Raw genomic sequence first — 18,642 nt, 5'->3', positions numbered from 1 at the left:
CTCGGCAGACTGGCCCGGCGAGCCTCTCCGACGAAATGAGAACCATGCGGAACCTGAAGACCCTGCCCGCCGTCCTGCTGCTGTCCGCGGTGACCCTCGCGGCCTGCGGCTCCGGCGACGACGACGAGAAGTCGAGCCAGGAGAACTGCACCGACTACTCCTCCGGCGCCACGAGCGACGCCGTGAAGGTCTCGGGCGAGTTCGGCGAGACGGGCCCGAAGGCGACGTTCACCGCCCCGCTCACCGCGAAGGCCGACGAGCTGCAGCGCACCGTGGTCGACGACGGCAAGGGCGACGACACCGCCGAGGGCGACCAGGTCGAGGCGATCATCAGCGTCTTCAACGGCCGCACCGGCAAGCAGGCCCTCAGCGAGGCCGCCACGCTGACGGTCGGCGACGAGAACACCTTCGAGGCGTTCCGTGCCGGCATCGAGTGCGTCCCCACCGGCTCGCGCGTCGTCACGTCGGTGCTGGCGTCCGACGTCTACGGCGCCGAGGGCTACGCCGACCTCGACATCAAGGCCACCGACTCGCTGATCATCGTCACCGACGTCGTCGACGTCCGCGAGGAGGTCAAGGCCAAGGCGTGGGAGAAGGACGTCCCCGAGGTCTCCCTGAAGGGCGACGAGCCCACCGTCACGCTGCCGAAGACCGATCCGCCGAAGGACGTGCTCTACAAGGTCCTCGAGAAGGGCGACGGCGACACCGTCAAGGCGGGCGACTCCATCACCGTCAACTACCAGGGCCGCACCTGGGAGGACGACGGCAAGATCTTCCAGCAGACGTTCGGCAAGGACGGCCAGCCCGCGCAGCTGTCCACCGACCAGGTCGTCCAGGGCTTCAAGGCCGGCGTCGTGGGCCGCAAGGTCGGCGACACCGTGCTGATCACCATCCCGGCCGAGTACGGCTACGGCACCGAGGCCTCCGAGGGCAACGAGCTCGGCGGCAAGACGCTGCTGTTCGTCGTCGAGATCGTCTCGATCGACTCCTGACCGTCAGAACGTGCCCTCGGGCGCGGTGACCGTGCGACCGGCGTCGCGGTGGACCTCCGCCGCGGCGCCGATCCGCTCCAGCAGGGCCGACCACCACGCCTCGTCCCGCTCGGTGCGGGCCTCGTCCCACGTGTCGCCCTGCCCGTCGATCCCCTCGCGCAGGATCTCGAGGTGGCCGGCGTGCTGTGCGGTCTCCGAGACGAGGTGCACGAGCAGCCGCTCGAAGGTCGTCGACGGCTCGGACCACCACGGCACGGTGACCGGAGCGTCGGGCGCGAGCGCGGCCGCGGCCCGCTCGGTGTGCTCGCCCACGGCCACGTAGAGGTCGATGACGTCCTGCGCCGACTCGTCCGCGGTCAGCCAGAGGTCGGAGTTGTCCTCCTCCCCCGTCGTGGTCTCCCACGGCGTGCCGAGGTCGCTGGGGAAGCCGGCGCACGACGCGACGTACTCCAGCTCGACGATCGCCAGGTGCTTGACCAGGCCCAGCAGGTTCGTGCCCGTGGGCGTCAGCGGCCGGCGGGCGTCGTACTCGTCCACCCCGTGCACGGCCCGCAGCACCGCACGGTGGCCGCGCCGCAGGTACTCGAGGCTGATCGCGTTGGCGGTCACCGGGCCGACCGCCACTGGGGATCGCGGCCGAGGAAGCCCATCAGTCGCGTCACCCCGTCGCTGTCGGGCGGCACGGGAACCGCCGGTCCGTACTGGCCCGAGTCGCGCAGGATCTGCTCGTGCAGGCTCATCCCCTGCAGCAGGTGCTCGCACTCCTGCGCGTCGAGACCCGACGGGACGCCGGCCGACTCGGCCAGGTCCCACGTGTGCATGAGCACGTCGGTCGTGTAGAGCCGGTCGACGACGCCGCCGAGCGGCTCGGTGCCCAGGTGCGGGTGCGTGAAGTCCGCCTCCGCGGCGTCCGACGCGAGCAGCTGCTGGATCTCGGCCGCGTGCGCCCGCCAGGTGCCGGCGGGGTCGTCCCCGTCGACCGGACGGCTCAGGTCGACGCCGCCGGAGGCGAGGAAGCCCTGCGACCACGTCACGAGGTGCTCGACGACGTCGCGTGCGCGCCACTCGGGCACGGGCGTCGGCGCGTCCCAGTCGTCCACCTGCTCGACGACGGCGGTGAAGCCCTCGACGATGCGCGCATGACGCTCGGCGAGGGGCTGCGAGGGTGCGGACACGGGTCCTCCTGCGGTGGGCGGCACGGGGCTCCAGTCGACCGGCCGGACCCCGGCGGCGTCAAGGGTGGGCGCCGCTTGTCGATCGCCGGCGAACACGAGACGGTGGCACGGTGACCGCACTGCACGACCTCGACGCCCACGACCTCGCCGCGACCATCGCCTCGGGCGAGGTCTCGTGCGTCGAGGTCACCCGCCACTTCCTCGAACGGGCCCAGGACGACCACCTCGGCGCCTTCGTGACCCTCACCCCCGAGCGCGCGCTGGCCCGCGCGGCCGCGCTCGACGCCCTCGAGGAGCGCCCGCCGTTCGCGGGCGTGCCGACGGCCTTCAAGGACCTCACGGCGACCGAGGGCGTCCGCACGACGATGGGGTCGCGGCTCATGGCCGACCAAGTGCCCGACCACTCCGCCGACCTCGTCGGCCTCGTCGAGGACGCCGGCTTCGTCAGCCTGGGCAAGACGAACACCCCGGAGTTCGGCCTGAGCTCGTACACCGACAACGACGTCGTCGGTCCGACCGGCACGCCCGCGGACCCGTCGCGGAACGCGGGCGGCTCGAGCGGTGGCGCGGCCGCGGCGGTTGGTGCGCGGCTGCTCCCGCTCGCGCCCGGCAGCGACGGCGGCGGCTCGATCCGGATCCCCGCGTCGTGCTGCGGGATCCTCGGCTTCAAGCCGTCGCGCGGCCGTGTGGGCGCCGGCCCCGACTCCCCCACGTGGAACGGGCTGGCCACCGACGGCGTCCTGGCCCGCTCGGTGCGCGACGTGGCCGCCGTGCTCGACCTCCTCGCCCGGCCGATGCCCGGCTCGTCCCGGGTGTGGCCCGCACCGGCCGTGCCGTTCGCGGAAGAGGTCCGACGCGAGACCGGCCGGCTGCGCATCGCGACCTGGACCGACCCCTACCTCGACTTCGCCGAGCCCTCCCCCGGCTCGGTCGCCGCCGTCGCCGCGGCGCGCGAGGCACTCGCCTCGCTCGGGCACGAGGTCGTGGAGACCGCGAACCCCTGGCCCGCCGAGCTGGAGCCGCAGTTCAACGTGGTCTGGTCCGCCGGGATGGCGTCCGTGCCGCTGCCGCCCGAGGCGATCGGCAGCCTGCGTCCGACGACGCGGTACTGGTACGAGCGGGGCGGCCAGGCCTCAGCGCCCGCGCTGGCCGCCGCGATGGGCTTCCTCGAGCTGACGACCGCGCGGGTCAACGCCGCACTGGCCTCGTTCGACCTGTTCCTCACGCCCACGCTGGCCCTGCCGCCGCAGCCGCACGCGTGGTTCACCGAGTCGGGCGACCCGGCCGAGGACCACCGGCGCGAGCTGCTCTTCACGCCCTACACGGCGCTGATGAACATGAGCGGCCAGCCCGCCGCGAGCGTGCCCGGCTTCGAGCACGAGGGCCTCCCGGTAGGCGTGATGCTCGCCGGGCACGTCGGCGCCGACGCGCTCGTCCTCCGCGCGTCCCGAGATTTGCTCCAGAATCGACGTTTCAACCCGCTTGAAAGGTAGGAATTGGAGCAGATCTCGCGAAGGGCGGTCAGCCGCGGGCGGTCATGACGATCGGGTCGCCGTCGGTGATCGCGATGGTGTGCTCGCTGTGGGCGCCGCGGGAGCCGTCGGCGCTGCGGATGGTCCAGCCGTCGTCGTCCATGCGGATCTCGTCGGTGGCCGCCAGCAGCCACGGCTCGATCGCGATGACGAGGCCCGGCTTGAGCGGGAAGCCTCGACCGGCGGTGCCGTCGTTCGAGATGTGGGGGTCGCCGTGCATCGTGCGGCCGACGCCGTGCCCGCCGAACTGGGTATTGACCGAGTAGCCGTACTCGCGCGCGGTCTCGCCGATGGTCGCGCTGATGTCACCGATCTTGTTGCCGGGACGGGCGACCTCGATGGCGCGGGCGAGGGCGACCTCGGTGGCCTCGATCAGGCGCAGGTCCTCGTCGCGCGGCGTGCCCACCACGACGCTGAGCGCCGAGTCGCACACCCAGCCGTCGACGCTCACCGCGAAGTCGAAGCTGACCAGGTCGCCGTCGCGCAGCCTGTACTTGTGCGGCAGGCCGTGCAGCACCGCGTCGTTGACGCTCGTGCACAGCACCTTGCCGAACGGGCCGCGCCCGAACGAGGGCGCGTAGTCGATGTAGCAGGACTCGGCGCCGCGGTCCTTGATCATCCGGTGCGCGAGGGCGTCGAGCTCGATCAGGTCGACGCCGACGTCGGCCGTCTCGGCCAGGGTCGTCAGGACCTCGGCGACGAAGCGGCCGGCGGGCCGCATGTCGTCGAGTTGAGTGGGGCTCAGGAGCTCGATCGCCATGCGGCCAGCCTACGGAGTCGCGTCAGCGGCGGACCTTCAAGGTGGCCGTGTACGTGCCCGAGAGGACGCCCGGGCCGACGAGGCCGCCGCGACGCTCGGACGCGCCCTTGGACTTGCCGACCTTCCAGGCCCAGCCGGCGGTGACCACACCGCGGTCGGCCGGGATCAGCGCGTCGAGCTGCGCCACGAGCTCGGAGAAGCTCGAGGGGCCGTCCTCCTCGTCGTCGAAGCCGGGGCACCAGATCTCGCCGTCCTCGTCGATCTCGCAGTCGTCCATCGACGGCTGCGCGAGCGCGGAGTAGGCGATCTTGGCGCGACCCTTGGCGTTCTTGCCGATCACGAACTTCTTCGCGGGGCCGGTGCGCGTGCCCTGGGGGCGGCCGTTCACGTACTCGCGGTAGACGGGGCGCACGGTGACGCCGCGGCCGGCCTTGACGCTGCTGCCGTGCGCCTTGACCCACTTCCCGCCGACCCAGCGCTGCGCGCCGGCGAAGCGGTAGTCCACGGCCTTCGCGCTGCGCAGCGTGAGGTGCGAGGTGATGCGGGTGATCGTGACGTCGGCGAGGTCGGTGCCCAGCAGGGTCGCGACGTCGCTGCCGACGCTGCCGGCCAGCTGGTCGCCGAGCTCGCCGCGGTCGGCGTAGACCTGCACGTTGGCGACGCTGCCCGTGCGGCCGCCGCGCAGGCGGTAGTCGATGCGCCACACGTGACGCGCGGTGCCGATCCCGAGGTTGTCGAGCGTGTCGACGGCGGCGTACGCGGGCGCGTAGCCGGCGGCGAAGGCCGCGAGGTCGGGGTTGACGACCGTGCCGCCGTACGTGCCGATGCGCTGGCCGGAGGGGTTGTAGACGTGGGTCGTGACTGGGAAGCCCTTGATGACGCCGAGCTCGCCGCGGATGGCCGCGTAGCCGTCGTGCGTGATCGTGCCGATCTGCTGGCCGACCCGCGAGACCTGCTTGTACGAGCCGACCAGGCCGGTCGAGGAGGGGACGATGAGCGCCGTGTCGGCGTTGTGGATCGACAGCGAGGTCTCGCCGGCGAAGTCCATCGGGTGACCGAACGCCCACACGGTGTTGCCGCAGATCGCGGTCACGGTGCCGACGCCGCCGGAGAACAGGTCGCCGGTGGAGTAGCCCACGGCGATGTTGCCGCCGGGCACGAGCGGCTCGGCGATGCGCGAGGGCGACGCGACCGAGGCGAATCCGCCGGCTCGGGCCGAGCGAGCGGCGGCCGACGAGCCCGGAACGCGCGCCAGGGTGCGGTTGGCCAGGGCGTTGGTCTTGGTGCCGCCCGCGACGACCTTGCGGGTCTTCAGCAGCGGGAGGGTCTCTCCGGCGAGGCGCTTCTCGGTGGCCCGCGAGGCGCCCGCGAGCGAGGACCGCGTGATGGACACGCGCGACGGGGCGAGGCGGTCGACGCCCGACTTCTTCATGAAGTCGGCGGGGGTGACGCCCGCGATCGGGAGGTTGTCGGCGTTGAGGCCGTACGCGACGGCGCCGATCAGGCGCCCGTCCTGCGCGTAGACGGGCGAGCCCGACATGCCCGACCAGATGCCCGCCGCGGGATTGCCGGTGTCGATGCCGGCGCCCGAGAGCTCGAACAGCAGCATGTCGACGCCCTGGCCGAGCGCGTCCTCGAGGTGACCGACGTACTCGCCGGTGAACTCGACGGGCTGCGTGCCCTTGACGACCGTGAGGCCGGTCACCGGCTCGCCCTCGGCGAACGCGGTGGCCTCGTCCTGCGTGACCATCGGCTGGCTGCCGTCGGAGCAGAAGGCCGCGGGCGCCGCGACGGCGGGCGTGGCGGGGGCGACCAGCGCGGTCGCGGCCACGCCGCTGAGTGCGGCGGCGGACAGCCAGCGCAGGATGGGACGGTTCATCGAGTACCCCCGAGAGTCGGACATGAGTCACCGGATCGTATCGGGTGAGAGCCGACTCCCGGGGGTGATACGAGAATCAGCCTCCGAGCGACGTCCGGAATCGCTGCATGCCCGACAGCCAGTGATCGGTGTCCTGCGCCTTGCGGGCGTACATCGTGCCGACCGACTCGTGCGGCAGCGCGAGGAAGCGGCCCTCGTCGATCGCCTCGAGCAGCACCCGCGCGGCCTCCTGCGGCGCGAGCGTCTCGCCGGCGGCCGCGACCGACCCGTGGGCCAGTCGCGCGTCGGGCTCGGTGGCGGTCTCGCCCGCCTCGGCCATCGGCGTCGCGACCCCCATGGGGCACAGCGCGGCCACCTGGACGCCTCGGTCGCCGTAGGTCGCGGCGAGCCACTCGGCGAAGCCGACCGCGGCGCGCTTGGACACCGAGTAGGTCGGCGAGCCCAGCTGGGTCAGCAGGCCCGCGGCGGACGCGGTGACCGCGAAGACGCCGGGCGACTCCACGCTCCACCGCGGCACGAGAGCCCGAGCGGCGCGCACGTGTGCCATGACGTTGACGTCGAGCGACAGCGACCAGTCGAACTCGTCGGCGTCGAGGCCGAAGCCTCGGAAGATGCCCGCGTTGGCGACGAAGACGTCGACCCCGCCGAGCTCGGCGTCGGCCTGCTCGATGAGGGCCGCGACGCCCGCCTCGGAGGCGACGTCACCGGCGAACCACGGCTGCCCGAGGCGCTCTCCGGCCTCGGAGACGCGCTGCTCGTCGAGGTCGGCCAGGAGCACGCGGTCGCCGCGCTCGACGAGCGCCTCCGCGATCGCCAGGCCGATGCCGCCCGCAGCACCGGTGACGACACACCTGCGCGCGCTCATCGGACACCCTGACGCTTGAGCTCGGCCTTGGCGAGCGAGTTCTTGTGGACCTCGTCCGGACCGTCGGCGAACCGCAGCGTGCGGATGCCGGCGTACATCTCGGCCAGCGGGAAGTCCTGGCTCAGACCGCCGCCACCGTGCGTCTGGATCGCCTTGTCGAGGATCCACTGCACCGTGCGGGGCGTGGCGATCTTGATCGCCTGGATCTCGGTGTGGGCGCCCTTGTTGCCCACCGTGTCCATCAGCCAGGCAGTCTTGAGCACCAGCAGGCGCAGCTGCTCGAGGCGCACGCGCGACTCGGCGATCCAGTCGCGGATGACGCCCTGGTCGGCCAGCGGCTTGCCGAACGCGGTGCGGTCCTGCGCGCGCTGGCACATGAGCTCGATCGCGCGCTCGGCGATGCCGATCGACCGCATGCAGTGGTGGATGCGGCCGGGCCCGAGGCGCGCCTGGGCGATCGCGAAGCCGTCGCCCTCGCCCGCGATGAGGTTCGAGACCGGGACGCGCACGTCGGTGAACCGCAGCTCGGCGTGGCCGCCGTGGTCGCGGTCGTGGTAGCCGAAGACGTGCATGCCGCGGACGATCTCGAGGCCGGGGGTGTCCCGCGGCACGAGGATCTGCGACTGCTGGCGGTGCCGTGCCGCCGTGGGATCGGTCTTGCCCATGACGATGAAGACCTTGGCGTTCGGGTTCATCGCCCCGGTGATCCACCACTTGCGGCCGTTGATGACGTACTCGTCACCGTCGCGCACGATCGAGGTCTCGATGTTCGTCGCGTCACTCGAGGCCACGTCGGGCTCGGTCATCGCGAACGCCGAGCGGATCTCGCCGGCCAGCAGCGGCTCGAGCCACTGCTTCTTCTGCTCCGCGGTGCCGAACTCGTTCAGCACCTCCATGTTGCCGGTGTCCGGCGCGGCGCAGTTCGTCGCCGGCGGGGCCAGCTGGATGCTGCGGCCCTGGATCTCTGCCAGCGGGGCGTACTGCAGGTTGGTCAGGCCTGCGCCGCCCTCACCGGGCAGGAACAGGTTCCACAAGCCCCGCTTCTTCGCCTCCGTCTTGAGGTCCTCGACGACCGGCGGGATCGACCAGTCGTCGTTCCGGTAGTTGGCCTCGATCTGCTCGTGCGCGAGCGGCTCGGCCGGGTGGACGACCTCGTCCATGAAGGACTGCATCTGCGCGATGAGGTCCTGGGTCCTCTCGTCGAAGGCGAAGTGCATGGCTCAGGCCTCGGCCATCACGTAGACGACCTCGGCGATGCACGCCGGCTTCTCGACGCCCTCGATCTCGACGACGACGCTGACGATGGCCTGAGTGCCGATCGCGATGTCCTGCGTCTCCTTGAGCGTGGCCGTGGCGCGCACCTTGGAGTCGACCGGCACGGGGTGCGGGAAGCGCACCTTGTTCGCGCCGTAGTTGACGCCCATGACGACGCTCTTGACCGAGTAGATCTGCTCGGTGAACACCGGCAGCAGGCTCAGGGTGAGGTAGCCGTGGGCGATCGGCTTGCCGAACGGGCCCTTCGCGGCGGCGTCGGGATCGACGTGGATCCACTGGTGGTCGCCGGTGGCGTCGGCGAAGAGGTTGATCTTGTCCTGGGTCACGGTGACCCACTCGCTGGTGCCCAGCTCCTGGCCGGCGGCGGCCTTGAAGTCGGCGAGGGTCTCGAACTCACGGGTCATCGGGGTCTCCTGGATCACTAAGCGCTTGCTTAGTCAGCACCGTATCGTGCGTCCTCGGTCACGGGCAATGGGACCGGCGACCTCGCGCGTCCGGGTTCCGGCGACTCGATTGTCCGGTGGCCGCCCAGGTGTGACACTCAGTTGCATGAATGCCCCCGCCGGCCCGCCGCGCCGCGAGCGCCCCGAACTGCGGCCGACCCCGCAGCTGCGGCCGCTGCGACTCGTGGCGAGCGTGCTGACGGTCGTCCTCGTCGTGGGCCTGGGCTGGGCCGCCTGGACCTACATCGGCACCAACGTCGTCGCGAAGCAGCGCCAGGGCGACATGGCCGTGGCACTGGCCGACGACTGGAAGGGCAACCGCAAGGGCGACGCCACCCGCGACGAGATCCGCATGGGGCAGGTGTTCGCGGTGCTGCGCGTGCCGCGCCTGGGCGAGGACTTCGAGGTCCCCGTGGTCGCCGGCATCGACGACACCGCGCTGACCTCGGGCGTGGGCTGGTTCACCGACACGCAGCGGCCCGGCCAGCCGGGCAACTTCGCCGTGGCCGGCCACCGCGTGACGAACGGCCAGCCGTTCAAGGACTTCCCCGACCTGCGCGCCGGCGACCTGGTCGAGGTCGAGACCCGCACGCACGTCTACACCTACGAGCTGCGCAACTCCGGCACGGACACGATCGTCGACTTCACCGACATCTGGGTCGTCCAGCCCGTGCCCGAGGAGGCCAGGGAGTCGAGGACCCAGAAGTCCCGGGCCCGCCCCACCGAGTCACTGCTGACCCTCACGACGTGCTCGGAGATCTTCCACACCGACGACCGCTCGGTGGTCTTCGGCGAGCTGGTCAGGACCGAGCACGTCTGACCCGCGCGCGTCCCGAGATGTGCTCCATTTTCCACGTCTCAGGTGGGCTGACACGTAGAAGAAGGAGCAAATCTCGGGGCAGGCGGTCAGCTGGTGGTGAGGTCGTCGACGAGCCAGTCGCCGTCGACCTTCTTCATGGAGATCACGACCGAGAGGGCCGCGGGCGAGCCGGGCTTGCCGGCGATCGTGCGGTTCTGGTCGACGAACGCGAGCAGGCGCACCTTCGAGGTCGAGCACTCCTGCCCGCACTCGAGCGCCGCGATCGTGCGGACCGTCGCGGTGACGTCGATCTGGCGCTGCTGGGCGGTGGAGACCAGTTGCGGCGTCAGCTCGGAGTACTGGTCGGCGAACGACTCGGTCATCACCTCGGTGGCCTCGTCGAGGTCGTCGGCGATCGACGCGTGGCGGTAGCCGAGCATCCGCGGGATGGCGTCGGTGGCCGCGGCCGCGGCGTCGTCGCGGGCGTCCTGCTGGTCCTGGGCCGAGGCCTCGGCGCGCTGCACGACGAGGACGGACACGAGGGCGAACACCACCGCCACGACGGCGAGGGCGACCAGCACGGTGCGACGGGACGGGCGGGTCATCGGCCCTCCTCCTGCGACTCGGGCGCCTCAGTGGGCGCGGTCTCGACCGCGACGTTGGCGAAGTTGTCGACGAGCCACGTGTCGCCCTCGCGGACGAGCGAGACGCGCCAGCGCAGACGGGGCTGGCCGTACTGCACGCTCTCGGGCGCGGTGGTGACCGTGATGGCGGCCAGCGCCTCGGCGCTGTCCCCGTCGATGCTGTCGATCGCGACCTGCTCGACCTTGCCCTTCGAGACGATCTTCGTGTCGGCGAACCGCGACAGCAGGTCCTGCGTGGAGAGCTCGAACTGCTCGGCGAGGTCGTCGGTGAGCAGCGGCGTGACCTTCTCGACGTAGGGGTCGAGGTCGGCCACGTCGTAGGTGTTGATCGAGGTCGCGAACCGCTCGGTGGCGGCGCGGACGTCCTGGCGCGCGGCCGTGTCGGCCGACGCCGGGACCTGCGGACCCCGCGCCAGCAGCCAGGCACCCGCCGCCACGGCGACGAGAGCCACCACCACGAGGGCCGCCGTCACGAGGCGACCGCGACTCACCGGGCGACCGCCGGACCGAGCATCATCCACTTCCAGGACTCCTCACCGAGATCGAGGGCCTGCGGGATCGTCGCGGCCTCATCGTTCGACGCGAGCGTCCGCGTCGCCACATCGTACGTGCCGAGCACCGTGCCGGCGCCGGATTCCGAGGAGGACGAGGACGACGTGGCGCCCCCTCCCCCGGACTTGCCGCCGCGCGGCGTGGCCTTCGAGCACGTCCACGAGCGGTTCCACTTCTCGACCGTGCGGTCGTAGGGCGTGCGCTGGCGGGCGTCGGGCTTGTAGCCCGGCAGGCAGGGCTCGTTCGCGGGCTGCAGCGACAGGCTCAGCCGGGCCGCGTACTGGCCCGTGCGCGAGTCCTTCGTGATGATCGAGTACGCGCTCTCGATGCCGTACGGCGCGATCACCAGCACGCCGCGGACTCCGTCGAGCCGGGTGGCCACGACCTTGTTCACGGTGATGGCGTCGTCGAGCAGCGCGGCGATGTCGTCGGCGTTCTCGTCGATCAGGGCGCGCAGGGACTTCGCCGCCGGTGCGCCGGAGTCGATCACGGTGCGCAGGTCGGCGTCGGAGCTGCGCACGGCCGTGGTGAGCCGGCTCAGGTTCCGCGCGAACGCCCGGATGTCGCTCTGGGAGTCCACCTGCGTGCGCAGCACGGTGTTGGAGCTGCGGATCAGCGCCGCGGTGACCTCGTACTTCTGGTCGGCCTCGGTGATGAACGAGCTGGACGTGTCGATGATCGTGCTGAGGTCCTGCGAGGAGCCCTCGAACGCCGTGCCGAGCTCGGTGATGACCGTGCTGAGGTCGTCGGCGTCCACCGAGGACAGCAGCGCGCTGACGTTCGTGAGCAGGGTGCGGGTGTCGATCGGCACCTGCGTGCGCTCGCGCGCGATCACGTCGTCGGCCTCGAGGAAGGGGCCTCGGTCGGTGCGCGGCTGGAAGTCGAGGAACTGCTCGCCGACGGCCGAGCGGTTGGCCACGACGACGTCGGAGTCAGCGGGGATCTCGGGCGCGTCGCCGTCGATCCGGACCTCGACCTTCACGCCGTCGCCGTCGAGCCACATGTCGGTGACCCGACCGACGCTCACGCCCCGATAGGTGACGTCGGCGGTCGTGAAGATGCCGCCGGACTCGGCCATCTGCACCGTGACCTTGTAGCCGCTGCCGAACAGGCGGTCGACGTGCGCGTAGTTCGCGCCGATGTAGGTCATCAGCACGAGGGTGCCGGCGAGGAAGAGCGCGAGCTGCACGCGGACCTTGCGGGTGATCACGGCGCCACCACCGACTTCGCCAGCACGCCCGACACGTCGTCCTCGCGCAGGGCTTCCTTCAGCGCCTGCCGCTCGGCGTCGGTCATCAGCCCGACCGTGGTCGAGAAGTCGGTGTTGAAGTCCAGCGACACGTTGAGGAAGTCGCCCATCTGGTACTTCTTCGCCTCCTGCGGCGTCTCACCGAGCAGCGAGTCCGGGAACGGGAAGGTGGGCAGCACCTCGAGCGAGGTGATGAGCGCGTCGCCGGCCGAGCCGAGGTTGTCCAGGATCGGCGCGAGCGCGCGCAGGTCGGCCGTGACCGCGGTCTTGCTCTTGACGATCACGTCCGTTCCCACGGCGCCGAGCTCGGACAGCGCGTCGAGCATCTTGACGAGGTTGGCCCGCTGCTGGTTGACCGTGGTGAGCGCGGCCGGCAGGTCGTCGAGTGCGGCGTCGATCGCCTGCTTCTGCTCGTTCGTGCTCTTCGCGAGCCGGTCGATCTGCTCGATCGCGGCCACGATGTCCTCGCGCGAGTCGTCGGCGACCTCGAGGAACTCGTCGAGTCGACGCACCAAGGTGCGCATGTCCGACTCGCGGCCCTTGAACGCGGTGCCCAGCTCGCGGCTGATGACCTGGGCCTTGCCGAGCGCACCGCCGTTGAGCACGAGCGAGACCGACGCCAGCACGGCCTCGATCTCGGGCGCGTTGCCGGTGCGCGCCAGCGGGATCAGGTCGCCGTCGCCGAGGCGTCCGACCTCGCCGCCACCCTCCTCCGGGGGCGCGAGGGACACGAACTTCTCGCCGAGGATCGAGGTCTGGCGGATCGACGCGACGGCCTGGTCGGGCAGCACGACGTCGCCGTTGACCTTGACCGTGACCTTCGCCTTCCAGCCGTCGAGCTCGACCTTCGTGACGCGGCCGACGGACACGTCGTTGACCTTGACGGCGCTCTGCGGGACGAGGTCGAGCACGTCGGCGAACTCGATCGTGACCGAGTAGGGATCGTCGCCGAGGTCGGCTCCACCCGGGAGCGGCAGGTCGCCGACGCTGGAGACGCAGCCCGAGACGAGGGCCAGCGACCCCACGACGCCCACGAGGGCGACCCGGGTCCGGATCGTGCGCATCACGCCACCCCCATCAGGTAGGAGAGGGACTCCTCGGTGGAGGAGCCGGCCGGCGGGGCCTGGGCCGCGGGGGCGGCGTCGGCATCGCTGCCGGTCGCCTTCGCCTGGTCGGCGAGGAAGCCGACGAGCTGGCCCACGGCGTCGCAGGCCTCCTTGTACTTGGCGTCCTCCTGCGTGCTCAGGGAGCAGTAGGCCGACACGTAGAAGCTCTCGGTGAGGACGGTCATCCCGCGCGAGGTGGAGCCCTTGATCGAGCCGCGGGCGTCGAGGGTGCCCGTGGTGGGGTTGTAGGCCATCGCGAGGTTCGACAGCGCCTTCGGGCCCTGGTCGAGGATCTTCGCCAGGTCCTTGCGCTGCTCGGCGAGGTTCTTCGTGACGTCGCTGAGCCCGGAGACGTTGCGGCGCAGGACGCTGCGGTTCTCCTCCACGTAGCCCTGGACCTGCTGAAGGGCCCCGGCCAGCTCGCGCACGGCGAGCTGGAGGTCGTCGCCCTCGGCGGCCAGGATGCCCGAGACGTCCTCGAGGCTGGAGTTGAAGCGGCGCACGCTGGAGTCGTTGGCCTCGAGCGCGGAGACGAACCGCTCGATCTGCTCGATCGAGGTGAAGAACTCGTCCTTCGTGCCGTCGACCGTGGTGCCCAGCTTCGCCAGCGCCTCGATGCTCTCGCGGATCTCGGCACCCTTGCCGTCGAGACTGTCGGCCGTGCTGGAGACGAGCTCGCTGACGGCACCGTCCTCGTTCAGCCCGTCGGGGCCGAGCGTGGTGGCGACGTCGTCCAGCGCGGCGAACGTCTCGTCGAGCTCGGTGGGCGTGCCCGTGCGCGACTGGTCGAGGTGCGAGCCGTCGCGCAGCGTGGGGCCGCCGGTGTAGGCGGGCGCCAGCTGGACGAAGCGGTCGCCGACCACCGACGGCGACACGATGAGCGCCTTCGCGTCGGCGGGGACGTCGTACGCGGCGTCCCACGAGATCCGCGCCCGCACGGTCTGGCCGCGCGGCGTGATCTTCTCGACCGTGCCCACGTCGACGCCCAGGATGCGCACCTTCGAGCCTTCGTAGAGCGACACCGTGCGGTCGAAGTCGACCGTGACCGTGTTCGTGCCCGATCGCGTCACCGCGGCGACGGCGGCCGCGCCGACCAGGACCAGGCACAGCAGGGCCGCGCCGATGGCGACGGCGGGGCGGGAGAGAATCCGGAGACGCTCGCTCATGCTCACAGCCCTCCCGGCACGCCGAGGATGCTCAGCAGGTTGTAGATGTACGAGTCCAGCCACGGGCCGCTCGAGCCGTTGTTGGCGACCATCGCGTAGTAGGCCGGCAGCTGGTCGATCGCGGCGTCGATGTTCTTCTCGTTCTTCCTCAGGACGTCGACCACCCCGGCCAGGCGCGTGAGCGCGGGCTTGAGATCCCCGCGGGTGTCGGTGACGAGCGTCTCGATCTCGTTGGACATGCGCGTCACGTTGACCAGCACGGCGTGGATCGCGTCGCGGCGGCTGCTCAGGGCGTCGAACAGCACCGAGCCGTCCTCGAAGAGCTTGACGAACTCCGTGTTCCGGTCGGCCAGCACCGCCGAGATGCCGTCGACGTTCTTCAGCAGCGTCTCGAGCTCCTCGTCGCGCTTGGCCAGCGTGTTCGACAGGGCCGTGACGCCGGTGACGGCGCTGCGGAACTCCTCGGGCGTCTTCGACGCGACGTCGTTGATGGTCTCGAGCGCCTGCGCCAGCTGCTCCTGGTCGACCTCCTGCGTGGTCTCGGTGAGGCCCGAGAACGCCTGGACGATGTCGTAGGGAGCCTTCGTGCGCGAGGCGGGGATGACGGCGCCCTTCGCGAGGGTGCCGGAGCCGTCGGGCTCGAGGCTGACGTACATCGTGCCGAGCAGCGACTTGATGCGGATCGAGGCGCCGGTCTGCGTGCCGAGCCGGTCGCGGTCGGACTTCACCCGGAAGACGACGCGCACCTTGTCGCCGTGCAGCTGCAGGTCGGAGACCTCGCCGACGCGCACGCCGGCGAGGCGGACGTCGTCGCCCTTCTTGAGGCCGCCGACCTCGGTGAACTCCGCGGCGTACTTCGCGCCGCCGCCGACGATGGGCAGGCTCGCGGCCTGGCTGGCGCCGAACAGCATCGCGGCGATGATGGCCAGCGAGATCGCGCCCACGACCACGGGGTTGCGCTCGCGGATCGGCTTCATGTCCTTCAGCGGCATCGACTCACCCCTGCTCCGGTCACGGTGACGCGCTTCGTGGTCTTGAACGGACGCGCCTGCTCCCATCCCGGGACACCGTTCAACGACGGCACCTTCCCGTTGACCCCGATGTCGCAGACGAAGAAGTTGAAGAACGAGCCGTACTGGCCCGTGCGGCCAATCCGGTCGATCTTGATCGGCAGGATCTGCAGCGTGCGGTCGAGATCGCGCCGCGCCTGCTTCGTGCCGATCTTCGAGGTGAGCTGGCGCAGCTCCTTGATGTCGGCGGTGATCGCGGGGCCCGTGTCCTCGAGCAGGCCGGCCGTCTCGCCGGTGAGCACCGAGATGTCGTCGAGCGAGCCGGTGAGCACGTCGCGGTCGTCCTTCAGGCCGGTGATGAGCTGCTGGAGGGTGGAGATCGCCGAGGACAGCTCGGTGTCGCGCTCGTTGAACGAGGTCAGCACGACCGTGAGGTTCTCGATGACCGAGCCGATGAGCTCGTCGCGGTCGGCGAGGGTCTGGGTCAGCGAGGCGGTGTGCGACAGCAGCGACTCGACGGTGCCGCTCTCGCCCTGGAACACCTGGATCAGCTCGTAGGCGAGCTGGTTGGTGTCCTCCGGCGACAGCGCCTCGAACAGGGGCTTGAAGCCGCCGAACAGGTCGGTCAGGTCGAGCGCCGGCGTGGTGCGGTCGAGCCCGATCGTCTCGCCCTCCTTCAGTCGCCCGGGCGCCCCGTCGGCGCCCTCGCTGAGGGAGATGTAGCGCTGACCGATCATGTTGCGGTAGCGCAGCGTGGCCTGGGTGGACTGCGTCAGGTCGATGTCGGAGTCGACGCTGAAGGTGACCTCGGCGCTGGTGCCGGAGTGCACCTTCACCTCCGAGACGTTGCCGACGCGCACGCCGGCGATGCGCACGTCGTCGCCCTTCACGAGGCTCGTCACGTCGCTGAACACCGCCTTGTAGGTGACCGTGCGCTCGAACGACGTGTTGCCGATGACGGCGACGAGCAGCGCGGTCATCAGGCCGGTGATGACCAGGAAGGCCATGAGCTTCGCGAACGCGGAGGCCGTCTGGCGGTCCATGCCGGTGCGGGCCATCAGAGCGTCACCTCCGCTCCACGCAGGACGGGACCGAACAGCGGCCGGGCCACGTCGGGAACGTCAGCGGGGTCGACGCCGAGGGCCGTGGCGACGATCGCGTCGATCTGCTCGGCCTCGGCGTCGGTGCCGGCCGGGCTGGCCACCGAGGGCGCGACGAGCGGCGAGCGCTTGCCGAGGTCGCCGCCGATGCCGAACTGCTGCAGCAGGGTGTCGCTCATGCCGGGCGCGGGGCGCTTCGCCGTGTAGGCGGTGCGCGGCAGCGTGGCGCAGCTGGGCGCGAGCGCTCCGGACTTCCCGGCCGTGGGCAGCTCGTAGGCGTCGTCGGCGTCGTAGTCACGCGAGGAGCGCGGGGCGAACTCGATCGACGCGTGCGCCCGGTGGTTGCGGAACGCCCCGTCGATCGCGGGCTTGAGACGGTCGATGCCCTTGAGGACGCACTCGAGCGTGGGCGAGTACTGCGCCAGCAGCTCGAGCGTGGGCCGGGAGTCGCGCGAGAGCGTGATGAAGTCGTCGCCCGAGCGCTGGGCCAGCTTCTCGGCCGAGGTCGCGAACGCGGCGGTCTCGACGAAGAGGGTCTGGAGCTGGGCCCGACGTGCGGTGAGCGTGTTGCCGGTGACCACCGCGTTGCGCAGCGTGGTGCCGATCTCGGGCATGACGTCGGCGTAGGTCTTCGCGGTGTCGCCGAGCAGCGTGACGTCCTCGACGAACTTCGGCGCCAGCGGCGTGATCTTCTGCAGGTAGCCCGACAGCGTCTCGAGGGTCTGGCCGACCTTCTCGCCCTGGCCCGACAGCGCGTCGGACAGCGCCGTGAGGACGTAGGAGAGGTCCTCGGGGTTGAGCGCCGTCAGCAGCGGATCGAGGTCGGCCAGCAGGGTCTCGACCTCGGACGGCAGCGCGGCCTGGGTGATCTCGTCGCCGGCCTGGATCGGGGTGCCGGCCGACTGCGCCACGGGCTGGAGGTCGATGAACTTCTCGCCGAACAGGGTCTTGGGCACGACGAACGCCTGGACGTCGGACGGGATGACCTGCTGCTGGTCGGCGTCGAGGCGCAGGTGGATGACGGCCTGTCCCTCCTCGGAGGTGATCTCGTCGACGCGGCCGACGATCACGCCGCGCAGCTTCACGTCGGCGTTCGGGTTGAGCTGCAGGCCGACGCCGTTGCTGCGGATCAGGACGGGGATGTCGGAGGAGAACGCCTTCGTGAACACCGCGTACGTCAGCAGCACCGAACCGACGATGAGCGCGACCATGGCGACGCCCAGGCTGCGGACGACGGCGGGGCGGTCGAGGGTGGACACGCGCGCCATCAGCCGGCCAGCCTGACGGTCGTCGTGGTGCCCCAGATGGCCATCGACATCATGAGGTCGGCGACGTTGATGACGACGATCGACGTGCGCACCGCGCGACCCACGGCCACGCCGACGCCCACCGGGCCGCCGCTGGCGTAGTAGCCGTAGTAGCAGTGGATGAGGATCACCAGCACGGCGAACACGAGCACCTTGAAGAACGACCAGAGGACGTCCTCGGGTGGCAGGAACAGGTCGAAGTAGTGGTCGTACGTGCCACTGCTCTGCCCGTAGATCGCGGTGATCGTGAGCCGCGTGGCGAGGTAGGACGACATCAGGCCCACCATGTAGAGCGGGATGATCGCGATCATGCCGGCCAGCACGCGCGTGGTGACCAGGTACGGCAATGACGGGATCGCCATGACCTCGAGCGCGTCGACCTCCTCGGAGATCCGCATCGCGCCGAGCTGGGCCGTGAACCCGCAGCCGACCGTGGCGGCCAGCGCGATGCCGGCCACGAGCGGCGCGATCTCGCGGGTGTTGAAGTAGGCCGAGAAGAAGCCCGCGAACGCGCTGGTGCCCAGCTGCTCGAGAGCGCTGTGGCCCTGCATGCCGACCTCGACGCCGGTGAAGAACGACATCGTGAAGATGACGCCGACGGTGCCGCCGATGACGGCCAGCGAGCCGCGCCCGAACGTGACCTCGGACAGCAGCCGCAGGATCTCGCGCGGGTACCGCGTGATGACGCGCGGCATCCACGCGATCGTGCGCAGGTAGAACGCGAGCTGCAGGCCGAGGTCGTCGAGGATCCCCAGGGGGCGGCGCACGGCGGTCGTCAGGCTGGCCAC

19 protein-coding genes are annotated in these 18,642 nt (G+C 70.9%); 3 read left to right on the top strand and 16 right to left on the bottom strand.

Going from position 1 to position 18,642, the window contains the following annotated elements:
• Positions 1 to 44 precede the first annotated feature (44 nt).
• Complete coding sequence (locus tag O3S82_RS01560) at positions 45 to 992, top strand: FKBP-type peptidyl-prolyl cis-trans isomerase (protein ID WP_179426816.1); 948 nt, start codon at positions 45 to 47, stop codon at positions 990 to 992.
• A gap of 3 nt (positions 993 to 995) precedes the next feature.
• Here the strand turns inward: O3S82_RS01560 and O3S82_RS01555 are convergent, their stop codons facing one another.
• Positions 996 to 1,601, bottom strand: coding sequence for a DinB family protein (locus O3S82_RS01555; RefSeq protein WP_179426818.1), 606 nt, complete (start codon positions 1,599 to 1,601; stop codon positions 996 to 998).
• A complete protein-coding gene (locus tag O3S82_RS01550) occupies positions 1,598 to 2,167 on the bottom strand; it encodes a TIGR03086 family metal-binding protein (protein WP_179426820.1) in 570 nt (189 codons plus the stop codon). The genes O3S82_RS01555 and O3S82_RS01550 overlap by 4 nt, the downstream gene beginning before the upstream one ends.
• A 110-nt stretch (positions 2,168 to 2,277) precedes the next feature.
• Here O3S82_RS01550 and O3S82_RS01545 point away from each other — a divergent pair, with 110 nt between their 5' ends.
• Positions 2,278 to 3,660, top strand: coding sequence for an amidase (locus tag O3S82_RS01545; protein ID WP_269305032.1), 1,383 nt, complete (start codon positions 2,278 to 2,280; stop codon positions 3,658 to 3,660).
• Between the two features lie 28 nt (positions 3,661 to 3,688).
• On the opposite strand, the gene map is transcribed toward O3S82_RS01545, so the two are convergent.
• The 5 genes from map to O3S82_RS01520 all read right to left on the bottom strand — a co-directional run bounded on the left by map (position 3,689) and on the right by O3S82_RS01520 (position 8,882).
• A complete protein-coding gene (map, locus tag O3S82_RS01540) occupies positions 3,689 to 4,459 on the bottom strand; it encodes a type I methionyl aminopeptidase (RefSeq protein ID WP_269305031.1) in 771 nt (256 codons plus the stop codon).
• A gap of 22 nt (positions 4,460 to 4,481) precedes the next feature.
• Positions 4,482 to 6,338 carry a hypothetical protein gene (locus O3S82_RS01535; protein ID WP_269305030.1) on the bottom strand — a complete coding sequence of 619 codons (1,857 nt, stop codon included), beginning with the start codon at positions 6,336 to 6,338 and terminating at the stop codon, positions 4,482 to 4,484.
• A gap of 76 nt (positions 6,339 to 6,414) precedes the next feature.
• Positions 6,415 to 7,203 (bottom strand): SDR family oxidoreductase, encoded by a 789-nt coding sequence (locus O3S82_RS01530; RefSeq protein WP_269305029.1) that lies wholly within the window; start codon positions 7,201 to 7,203, stop codon positions 6,415 to 6,417.
• Complete coding sequence (locus O3S82_RS01525; RefSeq protein ID WP_269305027.1) at positions 7,200 to 8,420, bottom strand: acyl-CoA dehydrogenase family protein; 1,221 nt, start codon at positions 8,418 to 8,420, stop codon at positions 7,200 to 7,202. The genes O3S82_RS01530 and O3S82_RS01525 overlap by 4 nt, the downstream gene beginning before the upstream one ends.
• Before the next feature lie 3 nt (positions 8,421 to 8,423).
• On the bottom strand, positions 8,424 to 8,882 hold the full coding sequence (locus O3S82_RS01520; RefSeq protein ID WP_269305024.1) for a MaoC family dehydratase: 459 nt from the start codon (positions 8,880 to 8,882) through the stop codon (positions 8,424 to 8,426).
• Between the two features lie 145 nt (positions 8,883 to 9,027).
• Between O3S82_RS01520 and O3S82_RS01515 the strand changes: the two genes are divergently transcribed.
• Positions 9,028 to 9,741 (top strand): class E sortase, encoded by a 714-nt coding sequence (locus O3S82_RS01515; protein WP_269305022.1) that lies wholly within the window; start codon positions 9,028 to 9,030, stop codon positions 9,739 to 9,741.
• Between the two features lie 86 nt (positions 9,742 to 9,827).
• Here O3S82_RS01515 and O3S82_RS01510 read toward each other — a convergent pair whose 3' ends face one another.
• Genes O3S82_RS01510 through O3S82_RS01470 form a run of 9 tightly spaced genes read right to left on the bottom strand, consistent with a single transcriptional unit; the run spans position 9,828 to position 18,642 of the window.
• The gene (locus tag O3S82_RS01510) at positions 9,828 to 10,325 is read right to left on the bottom strand and encodes a hypothetical protein (RefSeq protein ID WP_269305020.1); all 498 of its coding nucleotides are present in this window, start codon (positions 10,323 to 10,325) and stop codon (positions 9,828 to 9,830) included.
• Positions 10,322 to 10,855: a hypothetical protein gene (locus tag O3S82_RS01505; protein ID WP_179426838.1), complete on the bottom strand. Its 534-nt coding sequence runs from the start codon at positions 10,853 to 10,855 to the stop codon at positions 10,322 to 10,324. The genes O3S82_RS01510 and O3S82_RS01505 overlap by 4 nt, the downstream gene beginning before the upstream one ends.
• Positions 10,852 to 12,126, bottom strand: coding sequence for an MCE family protein (locus tag O3S82_RS01500; RefSeq protein ID WP_179426840.1), 1,275 nt, complete (start codon positions 12,124 to 12,126; stop codon positions 10,852 to 10,854). The genes O3S82_RS01505 and O3S82_RS01500 overlap by 4 nt, the downstream gene beginning before the upstream one ends.
• Entirely contained in the window at positions 12,123 to 13,229 is a 1,107-nt protein-coding gene (locus O3S82_RS01495) for an MCE family protein (protein ID WP_179426842.1), read from the bottom strand. The genes O3S82_RS01500 and O3S82_RS01495 overlap by 4 nt, the downstream gene beginning before the upstream one ends.
• Complete coding sequence (locus O3S82_RS01490) at positions 13,229 to 14,437, bottom strand: MCE family protein (protein ID WP_269305016.1); 1,209 nt, start codon at positions 14,435 to 14,437, stop codon at positions 13,229 to 13,231. The genes O3S82_RS01495 and O3S82_RS01490 overlap by 1 nt, the downstream gene beginning before the upstream one ends.
• 2 nt (positions 14,438 to 14,439) lie before the next feature.
• Positions 14,440 to 15,429: an MCE family protein gene (locus O3S82_RS01485; RefSeq protein ID WP_269305014.1), complete on the bottom strand. Its 990-nt coding sequence runs from the start codon at positions 15,427 to 15,429 to the stop codon at positions 14,440 to 14,442.
• Complete coding sequence (locus tag O3S82_RS01480; RefSeq protein ID WP_179426848.1) at positions 15,420 to 16,505, bottom strand: MCE family protein; 1,086 nt, start codon at positions 16,503 to 16,505, stop codon at positions 15,420 to 15,422. The genes O3S82_RS01485 and O3S82_RS01480 overlap by 10 nt, the downstream gene beginning before the upstream one ends.
• Entirely contained in the window at positions 16,505 to 17,815 is a 1,311-nt protein-coding gene (locus O3S82_RS01475; protein WP_269305011.1) for an MCE family protein, read from the bottom strand. Before O3S82_RS01475 ends, O3S82_RS01480 begins: the two co-directional genes overlap by 1 nt.
• Positions 17,815 to 18,642 (bottom strand): MlaE family ABC transporter permease, encoded by an 828-nt coding sequence (locus O3S82_RS01470; RefSeq protein WP_179426852.1) that lies wholly within the window; start codon positions 18,640 to 18,642, stop codon positions 17,815 to 17,817. The genes O3S82_RS01475 and O3S82_RS01470 overlap by 1 nt, the downstream gene beginning before the upstream one ends.

This window comes from Aeromicrobium sp. HA, assembly GCF_027171405.1.
In the GTDB taxonomy this organism is placed as follows: domain Bacteria; phylum Actinomycetota; class Actinomycetes; order Propionibacteriales; family Nocardioidaceae; genus Aeromicrobium; species Aeromicrobium tamlense.
The sequence above is the reverse complement of the archived record's forward strand: the minus strand, read 5'-3'. Positions and strand labels throughout refer to the sequence as shown.

Coding starts and splice junctions, on each gene's coding strand:
- O3S82_RS01480 (WP_179426848.1), bottom strand. CDS start 16,505: ATGGCCCGCACCGGCATGGACCGCCAGACGGCCTCCGCGTTCGCGAAG.
- O3S82_RS01490 (WP_269305016.1), bottom strand. CDS start 14,437: ATGAGCGAGCGTCTCCGGATTCTCTCCCGCCCCGCCGTCGCCATCGGC.
- O3S82_RS01525 (WP_269305027.1), bottom strand. CDS start 8,420: ATGCACTTCGCCTTCGACGAGAGGACCCAGGACCTCATCGCGCAGATG.
- O3S82_RS01495 (WP_179426842.1), bottom strand. CDS start 13,229: ATGCGCACGATCCGGACCCGGGTCGCCCTCGTGGGCGTCGTGGGGTCG.
- O3S82_RS01530 (WP_269305029.1), bottom strand. CDS start 7,203: ATGAGCGCGCGCAGGTGTGTCGTCACCGGTGCTGCGGGCGGCATCGGC.
- O3S82_RS01535 (WP_269305030.1), bottom strand. CDS start 6,338: ATGAACCGTCCCATCCTGCGCTGGCTGTCCGCCGCCGCACTCAGCGGC.
- O3S82_RS01475 (WP_269305011.1), bottom strand. CDS start 17,815: ATGGCGCGCGTGTCCACCCTCGACCGCCCCGCCGTCGTCCGCAGCCTG.
- O3S82_RS01560 (WP_179426816.1), top strand. CDS start 45: ATGCGGAACCTGAAGACCCTGCCCGCCGTCCTGCTGCTGTCCGCGGTG.
- map (WP_269305031.1), bottom strand. CDS start 4,459: ATGGCGATCGAGCTCCTGAGCCCCACTCAACTCGACGACATGCGGCCC.
- O3S82_RS01520 (WP_269305024.1), bottom strand. CDS start 8,882: ATGACCCGTGAGTTCGAGACCCTCGCCGACTTCAAGGCCGCCGCCGGC.
- O3S82_RS01485 (WP_269305014.1), bottom strand. CDS start 15,429: ATGCCGCTGAAGGACATGAAGCCGATCCGCGAGCGCAACCCCGTGGTC.
- O3S82_RS01510 (WP_269305020.1), bottom strand. CDS start 10,325: ATGACCCGCCCGTCCCGTCGCACCGTGCTGGTCGCCCTCGCCGTCGTG.
- O3S82_RS01515 (WP_269305022.1), top strand. CDS start 9,028: ATGAATGCCCCCGCCGGCCCGCCGCGCCGCGAGCGCCCCGAACTGCGG.